This is a genomic window from Polaromonas sp. P4_F9, from assembly GCF_056401235.1.
Genome location: NZ_JBFUJT010000006.1, coordinates 145,309 through 159,587, shown reverse-complemented (window position 1 = coordinate 159,587; position 14,279 = coordinate 145,309). Strand labels below are relative to the sequence as shown.

Genomic DNA, 14,279 nt, shown 5'->3' with positions numbered 1-14,279 from the left:
CTTGCACCACAGCTACCTTCGTTTTCATGCAGTCACCGCGCGGACGCCGAGCACTTCCCGATCGACCGGAATGTAGTTGTACAAGCCGACCCCCTGAAGCAAGAGAAATCTACAGGGGTCGGCCGAGACATTCACGACGGAATGCGGCACGTCGACTGCAATCTCATGTCGCTCGCCGGCGCGTACAGTTACCATCTGGTCAACTGCAAAGTGGATCTGATATTCACCTTGCAAGCCAATGAAAAGGTCCGCATTCGACGGATGACGGTGCCAAGGAACGAACTCTCCAGGCTTCAGAGTCATGTCCAGGACGCGAAGTTCTGGAACTTCCGCCAGGACTGTCGTGTTCTGAATGCCGTACTTGCTCTCCCAGGGTCGCGTGAGCCGTGAACTGTGTTGCATGCTGAATCTCCTTTGATGAAGACAGCAGTTTGCATGGGTACCCGTTCATTTGGAACGTGCGTTGCTGCACGCTCGTTGGGCATTTTTGCTCGCCCTTGTACGCCTCCACCGTCGTACCGGCGAGCGCGCGGTGCCACCGGGGACGGCACGTTCATTGGCGGACAAGCGCCAGGAGGGGGAGCCGTCGGTTCCACGGTCTTGACAAAAATTCGTTTATAGACGAAAATAATCATGTATCGAATTGAACATTACCTGAGTGCCGGTGAGCACAAGGATCTGTACATCGACTGGCTGCAACGGCTTCGTGACGGCCAGGCCAAGGTGGCCGTGGTTCGGCGGGTGACACGCGTCGAACTGGGCAACTTTGGCGACCACAAGTTCTGTCGTGATGGCGTATGGGAGCTGCGCATCGATGTGGGACCGGGTTACCGGGTGTATTACGGCTTGTCGGGGCATCGCGTGGTGCTGTTGCTGTGCGGCGGCGACAAGCGAACGCAGGATACGGATATTGCTCGGGCGGTGGGATATTGGCAGGACTGGCAACGGAGAACGGATGATGAAAAGTAAACCCCATGACGACGCGATGGCCGAGCTGTATCGTGGCGATCCGGCGTTCGCGTTGGAGGTCATCAACGGCATCCTCGAAGACGGCGACCAGGCCGAGTTGCTGATCGTGCTGCGCCAGATGGCGCAAGCCTTTGGTGGGGTTCAAGCAGTGGCCGAGCAGGCCCACTTGAACCCGACCCAACTCTATCGCACGCTTTCCCCGAGGGGCAATCCGGCGCTCAGCAGCTTGTCGGCCATTCTCAAAGCGATGGGATTGCGGCTGGCGGTGCAGCCCCTGGCTACGCCTGCCCACGCCAGCTGAATTGGCTGTGATTCGATTCCGCCCCAGTCGCAGTAGGGCGTGCTTAGTCCAAGTTCTTCGTACTGAAGCGTTCCTTTTTCAGGGGTGTGACGGGTCGCTGGTTCGATTCCGCATGACCGCGGATCGACTATTCATAAGCGGACGTACCGACGAACACTGCGCGAGGTGCATCCAACGATGCGTTTGGGCTCCAGACGCCTGCGGGCGCCGGACCCCAATCGCGCAATTGAGCCGATCCCAGGGCTTAGAGCTTTGCGCCGGTCTGGCGGCACCAGTAGTCGAATGTGGCGTTAACGATCGATGGCTTGAGGAGGTAGTCGTGTGCCTCCGCAGCGAGCTTGTCGTCCACGGGAGTCATGGGGCCAAAGGCCGCGGTTGCACGGATTTGCATGCGTGCGGCGCGCTCGAGGTAAACGGAGAGATAGGTCGCCTCCTGGATCGTCTTGCCAACCGTGAGGTAGCCGTGGTGAGCCAGGATGATGGAGCGCTTGCTGCCCAAAGCGCCGGAGATGATCACGCCCTCGTCGTCCGCGATCGGGACACCGGGCCACTCAGCGAGAAAGGCGCAGTCATTGTGCAAGGGCGTCATATCCATTTGCGAGATGACCAGGGGTTGCCGCGCGGCGGCCAAGGCAGATGCCCAAGGCGAATGCGTGTGGATGATCGACTGCACGTCCTCGCGCGCCCGATACACCCACAGGTGAAAACGGGTCGCCGGGTTCGCCATGCCTTCGCCGGTCAGGGTGTTCAGGTCGCCGTCCACTTCGATGAAATCGTCTGGTGTCGCCTCATCGAAGCCAAGACCGAATCGCAGGGTCCAGTAGGCGTCTGGCCGCTCGGACCGGGCGCTGATCTGGCCCGCGAGACCGGCCTCTTGGCCAGTCATGGCGAGGATCCGGCAGGCGTAGGCAAGGTTCTGCTTCATGTCGCGACTGGTGGCAGCGAGGTGCTTTGCCATGTCACGCGTGGATTTCTCGTTAAAGTACTCTTTGGGACGAAGGGACTCAATTTGATTCATAGAGGATTCCGAGTGGTGCCGGCGGGCGTCGCTTGACCGGATCAAGGGCGAGTGCATTGGCACAGCGGCGCTCCTTGATGACACAAAGTATCCTAAAGAGCACAGAAAAAAGCAACCCCCAGCCCCATCAAACTTGGGTGCCCCCGGGCTGTTCAAGCGTACTTTTGGGGGACTCTAGGAGCCATCTGGCGTGGTCTTGGCGATTTCCAGTGCAGCTTCCAGGAATTTATTGGCCAACGCGGAGTGGCTCCGATCCTCCCTGGTGATCATCACGACCATGCGTGACATTGCGGGCTTTCCAATCCGGACCTTTCGCAAGCCGTGCTGGCTGAGTTGGCGGTCCGGTATGCGCTGAGGCAGGATGCACGCGCCGATGCCTGCTGCAACGAGTTCGATCATTGAATCCACGGTCTCTGCCTCGGCGACGAAGTCGGGCTTCAGTCCGCTGCTGTGGATCATCCGTGTGAGCGCATAGTGCGCCGGGAAGCCGACCAGCCTGGGCATCTTTTCTGTGAGGTCCACACCATCGGCAGCAGTGCACGCGGGCCCGCAGATCAAGCACATCTGGTTGTCGAACAGGCGGGTCGAGGTGAGCCTTTGCGACGCCACTGCTGTGTCATAGACGATGCCGACGTCTGCCTTGCCACTTTCCACAAGTTCGACCACATCGGGGGAGCTGCGTCCCATCACGGAAAGGCTCACGCCTGGGTGGCGATCGGTGAATGCGCGCACGACCTCTCCGACGAAGTAGTAGCTGAGCGTGTGCACGGTGGCCAGCCTCAGCGTTCCCTTGAGTTCCTGGTTGCGGGCCGCATTGATTGCGGAATCAATGGTCGCTAGCGCCGGCGCGACCTGAGTGAGAAGCGCCTGGCCGCACGCCGTCAGCTGCATTCCCCTTCCTGTCCTGTTGAACAGGGTGCATTGCAAAAAGGCCTCCAGCGAAGCCAGCTGTCGGCTCAGGACCGGCTGGGTGATCTGCAATTCAGTGGCAGCGCGCGACAGGGACCCCGATTCCGCGATCTTGACGAAATACCGCAGTTGGCGGTCGACAGTCTCCATGGAAGCTGCACTCCTTCTGGGGCCATTATGAAGCGTCAAATGTAATCCTGCGGACCCGGCAGGCTTGCCCTAAGTATCGACAAGCGTGCGGTCCAACAGCACAAAATGCTGCAAAGAGGCGAGCCAGTTGGCCACAAAAACGGCCCGTCGCGAGCCGTCGTCCAACCACCGGCCAGGCGGACCCTGTCAACTGATGCAGTCGGCGTTGTGCGGGTTCTTCAAACTGCGGCGTGCGTAATACTCGAACGCCACGGTGTTGCGCGTCGGTCGCAGGATCCAGTCGTGCGCTTCCTTGCCCAGAGCCGGGTCGATGGGCTGAATCTCGCCGGCGTTCATGGCCAACAGCTGCATCTTCGCTGCCCGTTCAAACGCGATCGACAGGACAGAAGCTTCCTCGATGGTGCTTGCCGCCACCAACAGGCCGTGGTGCGAAAGCAGCAAGGCGCGCTTGCTGCCAAGTGCCGCTGTGATGAATTCCCCTTCCTCGTTCCCGACGGGCACGCCCGGCCACTTGCCGACGAAGGCCACATCGTCATAGAGCACGCAGTTGTCCATGTGCGACACGATGAGCGGCTGCTCCAGCATGCCCAGTGCGGCTGTGTGAACGGCGTGGGAGTGGATGATGCAGTTCACGTCGGGGCGCGCGCGATACACCCAGGAATGGAACCGGTTGGCAGGATTGGCCATCCCATCGCCTTCCAGCACGGTGAGATGTTCGTCGACACGCAGCAGGTTCGACGCGGTGATTTCATCGAACCCCAGGCCCAGTCGCTGGGTGTAGAACTCGCCCGGCTGCCCCGTCCGGGCGGTGATCTGCCCGGCCAATCCCGAGTCGTGGCCGTTGTCGAAAAGGATGCGGCAGGTCAGGGCAAGCTTCTGCCGAGGCGTGCGGTTGCTTTTTTTAAACGTCGCATCCATCCGCGAGGAGGATTTCTTGATCAGCTGCTCTTTGCTGAGCTCGAAGGTGTTGGCTGTGTTCATTGCGGGGTCCTTTTTGTTTCAATCGTCATGAGGTTGCTGTCCGGAATGTCCGGGAAAAGGCATTGATATCCATCAAGCCCCTCAAGCCGGCCAAGCCAACTCTCGACATGCGGAAAGGCGGACAAATCGATGCATCCCATCGTCGCCATCCTCGTGTACGGGTACAAAGCGACGTCAGCGATGCTCGGGGATTTCTGAGTGGCGATCCACGACGTCGGTCGCGAGGCGAGGTGGTCGTTCATGATGGTCAGGGCTTCGTGCGCCTCAGCTGACCACCTCTCGACATCGGCCCCGGAGGCCGAGGGCAAAGTCTTCAGACCAAAGTGCAAACGAAGCTTTGCGAGCGGGCGCATATGTCGATCCTGCTCAAACGACAGCCAGGTCAGCACACGCGCCCGTGCCAGCGGATCCGCCGGCCACCAACTCGTGCCTTGGGACAGGAAGAAGAGGATGGCGATGGACTCGCATAGATGCTCGCCGGTATCCGTCTCCAGGACAGGAACCTGGCCGAAGAGCGCGACTTGCCGGAATTGCGTGGACCGCAACTCCCCTTTGTCGATGGACAGGGTCACGCGTTCCAACGGGATGCCCAGGAATCCCGCCAGTAGCCTGACCTTCCAGGCATTGCCGGATCGCTGTGTGTCGTAGAGTCTAGTCATCGGCGACGCCAGAGGTTATTTGACCAGTGGGTCTAGCGCTTGCTTCAAGTCTGCTATCAGGTCCTCCGGATCCTCAAGCCCGACGGATAGGCGGATCAGGTCCATGTTCACACCCGCTCGCGGTGTCTCGGCGGGGTACAGCTTTTGCCGGGCCTTCAGCAGGGAACCAGGATGTGTGATGAGCGATTCCGAGTCCCCCAGGCTGATGGCCCGCGAGATGAGCTTGAGGCGGTCGATCATCGCGACGGCACCATCCATCCCGGAGTGCAGTTCAAAGGACATCATCCCGCTGCCGTGCACCATCTGCCTCTTAGCCAGAGCGGCGTCCGGGCTGCTATTCAGGAACGGGTAACGAACTACCCGAACGGCAGGGTGCGCTTCGAGCATCTCAGCGATCTCTAGTGCGGATTCCCCGTGCTGGCGCATGCGCAGGGTCAACGTCTTCAGGCCGCGCATGACCAGGAAGCACAGCATGGGCGACAGCGTCGAGCCGGTCATGTACTTGAGGCCAATCGTGCGGATGCGTTTGAGCGTTGCCAAGTCGCCTAGCACCGCGCCGCCAAGCAGGTCGCCATGGCCGTTGATATATTTCGTAAGCGAATGAACGACCAGATCGGCGCCATGCTCGAGCGGCCGCTGCAAGGCCGGCGAAGCGAAAGTGGAGTCGACCAGCACTCTCACGCCGTCGGACGTATGGGCGATATCGGCTATCGCGCGGATGTCCAGCACTTCTGACGTCGGGTTGACGGGTGACTCGAAGTACACGATCTTCGTCTTGTCGGACAGTGCGCGGCGGAGCGTTTCCGGCTTGGACAGGTCTACCTCGGTCACCGTGATTCCCAGTCGCGGCAACCCCTCGTTGACCAAGGCGCGCGCGGTCGAATACATCGTATGGTGAACGATCAGTTCATCGCCTGCGCCCAACAGCGTGAGCAAGGTGCTGGAGATGGCCCCCATCCCGGAACCGGTGACCAGCCCTGCCTCCGCGCCTTCCAGGTTCGCCAGGCGCTTTTCGAGAAGCTCCTGGGTCGGGTTGTGCTGACGCCCGTACACGAAGCGGTCGCTTTCCTCCGAAAACACCGCCGCCGCATCTGCAGTCGCGTCGAAGGCGAAGGTGGATGTCATGAAAATGGGGGGTGAAACCGAACCCAGGTACGGGCCGGAGTCGTAGCCGTGGTGCAGGCTGCGGGTCTGGAATCCAAGTTTCTTGCTGTCGTTTTGCATGGTGTAAAAGAGTTAAGAGGCCGAAGGCCGATTAGTGAACGATCTGGTCGAGGAACTGGCGTGCCCGGTCGGTGCGCGGGGAGCTGAAGAACTCGTCTGGCTTGCCCTGCTCAACGATCTCTCCCTGGTCCATGAAGATGACGCGGTCCGCCACCTTCCGGGCAAAGCCCATCTCGTGCGTGACGCAAAGCATGGTCATGCCGCTTTCCTGGGCAAGGGTGATCATCACGTCCAGAACCTCCTTGACCATTTCAGGGTCCAGCGCCGAGGTGGGCTCATCGAACAGCATGATCTTCGGATTCATGCACAGGGAGCGCGCGATAGCCACGCGTTGCTGCTGGCCCCCGGAAAGCTGGCCAGGGTATTTGTGCGCCTGGTCACCGATCCGGACGCGGTCCAGGTACTTGATGGCGAGGGCCTCGGCTTCGGCCTGTGGCATCTTGAGCACCCAGCACGGACCCAGGGTGAGGTTTTCCAGGACGGTGAGGTGCGGAAACAGGTTGAAGTGCTGGAAGACCATCCCGACCTCGCGCCGGACGGTTTCGATGCGCTTGATGTCGTCGATGAGCTCGATGCCGTCTACCCGGATCGTTCCAGCTTGATGGTTTTCGAGCCGGTTGATGCAACGGATCATGGTGGACTTGCCCGAGCCGGACGGGCCGCACACGACGATTCGCTCGCCGCGGCTGACCTCAAGGTCAATGTTGCGCAGCACATGGAAGTCGCCAAACCACTTGTTCACTCCGTGCATGCTGACAATGGGTTCGTTCATAAAGGTACTCCTGCAATCGTTGTGGTGAAGTGCTAGTGGCTGGCGCCTGGAGCGCGCTCGCGTGCCAGCTCGAGCTCCAGCGACCGGCTGTAGCGTGAAATCGAGTAGCAAAAAGCGAAGTAGATGAGACCGACGAAGAGATAGGCTTCGACGGCGAAACCGCCCCAGTTCGGGTCCGCCAACGCGGCCTTCGCAGACTGCGTCAAGTCGAAGATGCCGATGATCACGACCAGGGAGGTGTCCTTGAACAGGGCGATGAACGTGCTCACCAGAGGCGGTATCACGATCTTCAGCGCCTGCGGCAAGATGATCTTGCGCATCTGCTGCCAGTAGGTAAGACCCAGCGAATCCGCGCCTTCGTACTGTCCCTTGGGCAGCGATTGCAGGCCGCCTCTCACGATCTCGGCGATGTAGGCCGCCGCAAACAGGATGATGGCAATCTGCGCGCGCAGCAGCTTGTCGATCGAGAAGCCTTCCGGCAAAAACAGCGGAAGCATCACCGAAGACATGAACAGCAGGCTGATGAGGGGCACGCCGCGGATAAGCTCGATGTAGCCGATGCACAGTGCCTTGATGGCTGGAAGGCGCGAGCGACGCCCCAGCGCGAGCAGTACACCAAGCGGGAACGCGAACACGATGCCGAAGGTCGACAGCATGAGCGTGAGCGGTAACCCTCCCCAGCGTACGTTCTCGACATGGCTCAGGCCCAGGACACCGCCCCACATCAAAAGTGCTGATGCGCTGAGTGTTCCAGTCCACAGCGCGAGCAGGCCCCAGGCCTTCAGCTGGCGCGCGCATGTCAGGATGATGGTCGCGATGAGGAGCACAGTCGCGACGAGCGGGCGCCACTGTTCGTCGAACGGGTAGGTTCCGAACAGGATGAGCCGGTACTTGTCGGCGATGAATGCCCAGCACGCGCCCGATGCCGCCGTCCGGCACGCCTGGCCGCTGGGCGCATTGAAGTTGGCCTTGAACAGGAGCCAATCAAGAACCCCAGGCAGAACCATCAGCACCAGCCAGACGACCAGAACCGTGCTGATGGTGCTCAAGGGTGAGCCGAAGAGATTGCGCCGCGCCCAGCGCCATGGTCGCGTGGGTTCGACTTTGGGCAATTGTGGAGCTGTCATGTCCAGCGCTTGAGGAGGTTGTGTCATGCTCATCGCTCCACCAGCATGATTCGAGCGTTGTACCAATTCATGAAGAGCGAGATCATCAGGCTCACCGTCATGTAGGCGGCCATGATGATCAGGAACCCCTCGATGGCCTGGCCGGTCTGGTTCAGGGTCGTGTTGACGACTGACACCAGATCCGGATAGCCGATCGCGACCGCCAGGGAGCTGTTCTTGACGACATTGAGATACTGGCTGGTGGCCGGAGGAACGATCACCCTCAGGGCCTGCGGCAACACGACAAGCCGCAGCACGCGGCCACGGCTTAGACCGATGGATTGCGCGGCCTCCCATTGCCCGCGACCCACTGACTGGATTCCGGACCTGACAATCTCCGCGATAAAGGCGGCGCTGTAGATCACCAGGCCGGCCAGCAAGGCAAATAGCTCGGGGGAGAAGGTCACCCCACCGTCAAAGCTGAAGCCCGTGATGTGGGGCGTGTTGATATGGATGTCCTGCCCAGTGAGCAACCAGCCTGCGGTCGGAAGTAAAACCAAGGCGCCGATGGCCCAACCCCAAAGGGGGTGCAGCTCGCCTGTGCGCCGGAAAACGAGTCGTTGCCAGCTTGAGATGGCGGCGATCACCGCCAGCGCCGCCAGCGCGCCAAGGAAGATTCCCGAGAGCGACTGGCCTTCGAAGGCCGGCATCATCAACCCGCGGTTGGACAGGAAGACACCCGGAAGTGGATGCAATGCATTCTTTGGACCGGGCAGAACCTCGGAGATGAGCGCGTACCAGATCAGCAGCTGCAGCAGCAGCGGGATGTTTCGGACGAATTCCACATAGCCGGTCGCAACCTTCGCCAGCAGCCAATTGGTCGACAGGCGGGCAATGCCGATCAGCGTTCCGAGGATGGTGGCGAAGACGATGCCGATCAGTGCCACGCGCAGTGTGTTCACCAGGCCGACAATGATTGCGCGCCTGTAGGTGTCCTGTGGGGAATAGTCGATCAGCGATTCGCCGATCGCGAAGCCGGCCTCCCGGTCCAGGAAGGCAAAGCCGGTGGCGATGTTGCGCATCGCCAGGTTGTTGAGCGTGTTGGAAATCAAATACCACGCCATGAACGCGACTGCGCCCACGACGAGGACTTGGTACACGATGCCGCGCAGCGCCGGATCGTGCCAGGACAGTCTTATTCCGCGGGCCGCAGGTCGGCCCATTGACTCTTGTTTCATCGGGCGACCCGTGACACTTGTTGTTGAAGCGGATGCTTAGCGGATGGGCCAGCCGTACATCAGGCCGCCCTTGGTGTAGAGCGCGTTGAGTCCACGCTCCAGCTTCAGCGGGCTGCCGGCGCCCAGGCTGCGCTCATAGATCTCGCCGTAGTTGCCCACCTGCTTGATGATGTTGTAAGCCCACTTGTCATCCAGCGCGAGGCCTTTGCCCATGCCGGGCGTCACGCCCAAGATGCGCTGGATGTGTGGCGTCGTGCTCTTGAGGGCTTCATCGACGTTCTTCGACGTCAGGTTGTACTCTTCGGCTTCCATGAGCGCGTTCAGGGTCCAGCGCACGACGTTGAACCATGCTTCGTCGCCTTGGCGGACCATCGGGCCGAGCGGCTCCTTCGACAACGCTTCGGGCAGGATGATGTACTTGTCCGGCTCGGGAAATTGCAGGCGGGTTGCCGCCAAGGCAGTTTTGTCCATGGTCAGGCCGTCGCAGCGGCCAGCGCCGAAGGCACGCTTGACTTCGTCAGCCGTGTCCAGTAGCACCGGTTTGAAGGTCGCCTTCATGCCGCGGAACCAGTCGGTGAGGTTCAGCTCGTGGGTCGTGCCCGGCAGAACGCAGATGGTGGCGCCTGAAAGATTCTTCGCGCTGGTCACCTTGGAGTCCTTGCGGACCATGATGCCCTGGCTGTCGTACAGGTTGATGCCAGCGCCGATCAGGCCGAGCGTGGTGTCCCGGCTCATCGTCTGCGTCGTATTGCGGGTGAGAACATCGATTTCGCCCGATTGCAGCGCGGTGAAGCGGGCCTGCGTCGTCAGGGGGATCACCTTGAACTTGGTCGCATTGCCGAACATGGCCGCCGCGATGCTTCGGCACGTGTCCACGTCGATGCCCTGCCATTCGCCCTTGCTGTCGGTGAATGCGAAGATCGGAATGTTGGTCGAGACGCCGCATTGGACAAACCCGCGCTTCTTGACGGCGTCATAGGTTTGTCCCGCACTCGCACTGTGCGCGATCCCAAGCGCTACGGCGGCGGCCGCGAGCCATTTAAATAGTTTCATGTTGTCTCCTAGGTATATGCGGGGTAGTCCGCGGGATGGTCAATGGGTGTCGGGCACAGCGCGTGCCACCGAAAGTGCTTCGTCCAGGAAGTCGAGGCGGTCCTGTCCGTGGAAGAGCTCGCCGCTGAACACGTAAGAGGGCACACCGAACACACCGGCGGCGATCGCCTTTTCCGTGTATTCGCCAAGGATTCTCTTGGCCGCCGGCGAGCTGGCTTCCCGAATGAGATTTACGTCATCGAGGCGCAACTCGTGCAGGATCGAGCGCAAGGTCGCCTCGTCGGAGATGTCTTGTTCCTCGCACCACTTGGCGCGAAGAATGGCCCGATGCAGGGCGTGGACCTGCAGTCCCATCTGGATCGCGGCGACGACAATCCGCGACGCCAAGTTGACGTCTCGCCAGAGAAATTTTGGGGTCGGATTGAGCTGAACGCTCAGGCGGGTGGACCACCGCTTCACATCGGCGACGCGGTACGCTTGGCGCTCCCGAGGCCATTCGGCTGGCAGCGCTCCGCCCGTTCTGGCGCAAACCTTCGGAAGATCGATGGGGTAGTACCTGATCTTGGCGCCATGGCGCGCGGCAATCTCCTGGAGACGGTCAGCGCCAAGCAGAGTCCATTCGGACCCGAGCCAGAAGTAATAGTCAACGAACCCCATGCTGATGTCAGGAGGTCTGGTCGTTCTTCGGCGTTTGAACGCGCCGTGGTGCCGACTGGACCCTTTCCTGTTGTCTCCTGTAGAGCAATTCAAACGATTGCTTCTGATGACACAAAGTATCCTCATGCATCGCTGACATGGCAATGGTGTCAAAGACATATCAGCTATGTCTTGCGGGGGGCGGTTGTGAAGGGGTGTGCTTCCAATGGACGCGCATGGACGGGACCCTCGGCCAGTTTTCAAACCTGGGGCGCAGGACATTTAGGGGCGCCGGGCCTGGAGCCGGGAGATCTCGACGTCCGACAGGCCCAAAGCCTGGAGGACCCCCACGCTGTCCTGACCGATCGCCGGCGCTTGAACGGCGCCAGCTGCGCGCAACTCGGTGCCAGGTAGCTCCACCAGCGGCAAGGTGCCCAGGGGGCCCGCGTCCTGCCAGCGGAAGGTCTTGCGGTGGCGCACGTGCGGATCTTCCAGCCACTGTCCATACGACTGCACCCGCTCGGCCAGCACGCCCGCCTCCTGGAGCGCCTCAAGCAGCTCAGCTGTGGCACGCTGCGACGTCGCCTCGGCAAGGGCGTCCATCAGCTGGTCGTGGTTGTCGACCCGACGGCCCGGAGTGTCGAAGCGGCCGTCGGATGCCAGGAGGCGTCGATCCAGCACCTCGCACAACTTCTCGAAATGTGCCGGCACCCTGCAGGACCCCGAGATCGCACCGTCGCGCGTCGGCAGATAGCCGACGGGTCCGTAGAACGCTTTGCCTTCGCCCCCAGACGCGTGGAACTCGGCGATCTTTGCGGACTGAAACGCGGCAGCGGCCTGCATGAGGCTCACGTCGAGGAAACCGCCGCGGCCGTCCAGGCAGCGCTTGTGCAATGCTGTCGACAACAGCGAATGCAGGTAGATACCGGTCAGGACGTCCACGGCCACCATGTTCTGCCGGTGGGGAATGCCCTGGGCCGTGCGGTTCATCACCATCATGCCGGAGAAGCCCTGCACGAGTGAGTCGACAGTCCCGCGCTGGCTATTGGGCCCAGACTGGCCAAAACCACTGACGGACGCATAGATGACGTCAGGCCGGATCGCCTTCACGTCGGCATAGGAAAACCCCAGGCGGGCGGCGACACCAGGCCGAAAGCTCTCGATGAACACGTCGCAGGTCTGAACGAGCCGCTGCAGCGCAGCCTTCCCTTCGGGCTTCTTAAGGTCGAGTGCGAGGGATTTCTTGCCCAGGTTGTACTGCCATGAATGAACGCAGTGGTCGCCGGCCTGGCTCCCCAGCAACCGTCCCCAGTCCCCCTCGGGAGGCTCGACCTTGATCACCTCTGCGCCGAACTGCGCAAGGAGCATCGTGGCGTGCGGCCCTGCAATGCCCTGACTGAGGTCGCACACGCGGACCCCGTTGAGAGCGCGTGTCAGGTCCAGATTGGGCGTGTCATGTTCCATAGCAACTTTGCAAAAGACTGCCGATGCGCTCGTTCTGGACCTCGGTCGTACCGTCGGCGTATCCCGCCATCTTGATTTCAGCCAGCTGGCGTGCCAGTCCGGCAGATGCAAGCATGGCATTGGCCCCCATGCTCTGCATGCAAGCCTCGATGCCCGGTATCGCAACTCCCGTGGCGAACTTCTTGGCGTGAGCCGCGACGAGGGCAGCGGGCTGCTGCTGGTGAATCAACTGGGCGCCGCGGAAGACCAAGAGGTTTGCCGCTTCCAGGTGATTTGCGACTTCTGCCAATTGCCAGCGCAGCCCTTGCTGCTCGATCAAGGGCTTTCCGAAAGCAACGCGTTGGCTGCAGTAGTTGATCGCCTTCTGAAGCGCATGCTCAAGTGCGGCCACCGCCATTGCGGCAACATGGATGCGAGCGGCGTTGATGCTCTCCATCGTGCGCTTGAATCCCTCCCCGGGCGGCTCCAGCAGGTGATGCTCAGGTACCCAGACCTGCTTGAATTTCAGTCCACCGGCGCCGACGGCGTGTCCGACCTCCACGGCATGCGCACCGGTGCGTTGCACGCCGGTGGCGTTCAGGTCGACCAGAAAGCGGCCGATTCCTTTGGTCCCCTGGCCGGTCTGGGCAGTCACCACGGCCAAGTCGGAAATGGTTGCATTGGTGATCCACGCCTTCTCGCCGTCTATCAGCCAGCCGCCATCGGCGCGCTGGGCGGTCGTGCGGGTGGCGGCCAGATCGCTGCCTCCCTGGGGTTCGGTCAGGGCCACCGAGGCGACCGTCTCCCCCCTGAGAAGTGCCGGAAGATAGGCCTCGCGGATTTCCGCAGATGTTTGCGTCGCCAGCATGTTGACCATGCTGTGCGAATTGTTCAGGCTGAACGTGGCGGCGAAGCTGTGCCTGGAGAGCTCATGGACGACTCGAATCTTCGTGAGGTACGAGGCGCCCTGTCCGCCGAACTCGCTCGGTGTCTGCATCCCCTGCAATCCGGTGGCCGCCCAGGCGCGAACCATGGCCTTGGACATCGGCAGCCGCTCTAGATGGGCCTGCTGCGCGAAGGGGATGAGTACCTCCTGGCAGAACTCCCGCGCCCTGGCCACCAGATCCAGCTCCTTGGCGCTCAGGCACTCGTCCCAAATGTCGTAGAGCCGCTGCTCGCTTTCGCGTTTGGCCATGGAACTACCGACCTAGCGCCTTGACGATGGTGCGGTCCAGCATCTCCAGCCGGTCCTGGCCCCAGAAGGGCTCGTCGCGGAAGAAGTAGAAGGGCGCGCCCCAGACACCTCTGGAGATCGCTTCGTTGGTGTACTTCATGTAGGTCAGTTCAGTGCGTGGGTCCTTGGCCTTCGCCAGAATCGCAGCGCCGTCCAGGCCCAACGCGTTGCCGATATCGACGAGAGTTTGGTCTTCCTCGGTATTGCGGTCCTCAACCCATATCGCCGTCATGATGGCTTGGGTGAGGTCGGCCACGTCGTGACCCATCTGCTCGGCGGCAATCACGAAGAAGGACGGGAGGTGGCCGGTCACGCCGAAGTGCTTTGGCTCCAGGTTGATCGGCATTCCCAGGATCTCGCTGAAGCGTCGCATTTCGATCAGCCGATAGTTCTTCCGCTCGGCAGAGCGATAGGGCAGCTTGATGCCGCCGGTGCGCGCGTACACCGTCGTCAGGTCGATGGGGCGGTGGTTGACCGTTAAGCCGTAGCGCTTGCCCATTTCCTTCAGACGCGGCCCGCCAAAGTAGGCCCAGTCAGAATTGATCCAGTAGTAGGCGTCAATTGATTCACTCATGTTTACCCCTTG

16 protein-coding genes are annotated in these 14,279 nt (G+C 61.3%); 2 read left to right on the top strand and 14 right to left on the bottom strand.

Annotated features, from left to right (window positions below):
• Positions 1-24 precede the first annotated feature (24 nt).
• A complete protein-coding gene (locus AC1DUB_RS07755) occupies positions 25-402 on the bottom strand; it encodes a cupin domain-containing protein (RefSeq protein ID WP_477729053.1) in 378 nt (125 codons plus the stop codon).
• A gap of 231 nt (positions 403-633) precedes the next feature.
• On the opposite strand from AC1DUB_RS07755, the gene AC1DUB_RS07750 reads away from it, so the two are divergent.
• Together AC1DUB_RS07750 and AC1DUB_RS07745 are read left to right on the top strand one after the other, a co-directional pair.
• The gene (locus tag AC1DUB_RS07750; protein WP_477729052.1) at positions 634-969 is read left to right on the top strand and encodes a type II toxin-antitoxin system RelE/ParE family toxin; all 336 of its coding nucleotides are present in this window, start codon (positions 634-636) and stop codon (positions 967-969) included.
• Positions 959-1,270 (top strand): helix-turn-helix domain-containing transcriptional regulator, encoded by a 312-nt coding sequence (locus tag AC1DUB_RS07745; protein WP_477729083.1) that lies wholly within the window; start codon positions 959-961, stop codon positions 1,268-1,270. The genes AC1DUB_RS07750 and AC1DUB_RS07745 overlap by 11 nt, the downstream gene beginning before the upstream one ends.
• Positions 1,271-1,514: 244 nt before the next feature.
• Here the strand turns inward: AC1DUB_RS07745 and AC1DUB_RS07740 are convergent, their stop codons facing one another.
• The 13 genes from AC1DUB_RS07740 to AC1DUB_RS07680 form a co-directional block, all read right to left on the bottom strand.
• Complete coding sequence (locus AC1DUB_RS07740; RefSeq protein WP_477729051.1) at positions 1,515-2,288, bottom strand: aldolase; 774 nt, start codon at positions 2,286-2,288, stop codon at positions 1,515-1,517.
• A gap of 174 nt (positions 2,289-2,462) precedes the next feature.
• Positions 2,463-3,347, bottom strand: a complete 885-nt coding sequence (locus AC1DUB_RS07735) for a LysR family transcriptional regulator (protein ID WP_477729050.1) — start codon at positions 3,345-3,347, stop codon at positions 2,463-2,465.
• 186 nt (positions 3,348-3,533) lie between these two features.
• Positions 3,534-4,328 carry an aldolase gene (locus AC1DUB_RS07730; protein ID WP_477729049.1) on the bottom strand — a complete coding sequence of 265 codons (795 nt, stop codon included), beginning with the start codon at positions 4,326-4,328 and terminating at the stop codon, positions 3,534-3,536.
• Positions 4,325-4,987 carry a glutathione S-transferase family protein gene (locus AC1DUB_RS07725; RefSeq protein WP_477729048.1) on the bottom strand — a complete coding sequence of 221 codons (663 nt, stop codon included), beginning with the start codon at positions 4,985-4,987 and terminating at the stop codon, positions 4,325-4,327. The genes AC1DUB_RS07730 and AC1DUB_RS07725 overlap by 4 nt, the downstream gene beginning before the upstream one ends.
• Before the next feature lie 15 nt (positions 4,988-5,002).
• The gene (locus AC1DUB_RS07720; protein ID WP_477729047.1) at positions 5,003-6,211 is read right to left on the bottom strand and encodes a trans-sulfuration enzyme family protein; all 1,209 of its coding nucleotides are present in this window, start codon (positions 6,209-6,211) and stop codon (positions 5,003-5,005) included.
• A 31-nt stretch (positions 6,212-6,242) separates the two neighbouring features.
• A complete protein-coding gene (locus AC1DUB_RS07715) occupies positions 6,243-6,983 on the bottom strand; it encodes an amino acid ABC transporter ATP-binding protein (RefSeq protein ID WP_477729046.1) in 741 nt (246 codons plus the stop codon).
• 32 nt (positions 6,984-7,015) lie between these two features.
• Entirely contained in the window at positions 7,016-8,110 is a 1,095-nt protein-coding gene (locus tag AC1DUB_RS07710; protein ID WP_477729082.1) for an amino acid ABC transporter permease, read from the bottom strand.
• A gap of 29 nt (positions 8,111-8,139) precedes the next feature.
• The gene (locus AC1DUB_RS07705; protein ID WP_477729045.1) at positions 8,140-9,327 is read right to left on the bottom strand and encodes an amino acid ABC transporter permease; all 1,188 of its coding nucleotides are present in this window, start codon (positions 9,325-9,327) and stop codon (positions 8,140-8,142) included.
• 36 nt (positions 9,328-9,363) lie between these two features.
• Positions 9,364-10,380: an amino acid ABC transporter substrate-binding protein gene (locus AC1DUB_RS07700; RefSeq protein ID WP_477729044.1), complete on the bottom strand. Its 1,017-nt coding sequence runs from the start codon at positions 10,378-10,380 to the stop codon at positions 9,364-9,366.
• A 39-nt stretch (positions 10,381-10,419) separates the two neighbouring features.
• Positions 10,420-11,037 carry a DsbA family protein gene (locus AC1DUB_RS07695; protein ID WP_477729043.1) on the bottom strand — a complete coding sequence of 206 codons (618 nt, stop codon included), beginning with the start codon at positions 11,035-11,037 and terminating at the stop codon, positions 10,420-10,422.
• Between the two features lie 261 nt (positions 11,038-11,298).
• Positions 11,299-12,480 (bottom strand): CaiB/BaiF CoA transferase family protein, encoded by a 1,182-nt coding sequence (locus tag AC1DUB_RS07690; protein ID WP_477729042.1) that lies wholly within the window; start codon positions 12,478-12,480, stop codon positions 11,299-11,301.
• Positions 12,470-13,654: an acyl-CoA dehydrogenase family protein gene (locus AC1DUB_RS07685; RefSeq protein ID WP_477729041.1), complete on the bottom strand. Its 1,185-nt coding sequence runs from the start codon at positions 13,652-13,654 to the stop codon at positions 12,470-12,472. Before AC1DUB_RS07685 ends, AC1DUB_RS07690 begins: the two co-directional genes overlap by 11 nt.
• A 4-nt stretch (positions 13,655-13,658) precedes the next feature.
• Complete coding sequence (locus tag AC1DUB_RS07680) at positions 13,659-14,267, bottom strand: DsbA family protein (RefSeq protein ID WP_477729040.1); 609 nt, start codon at positions 14,265-14,267, stop codon at positions 13,659-13,661.
• Positions 14,268-14,279: the final 12 nt, after the last annotated feature.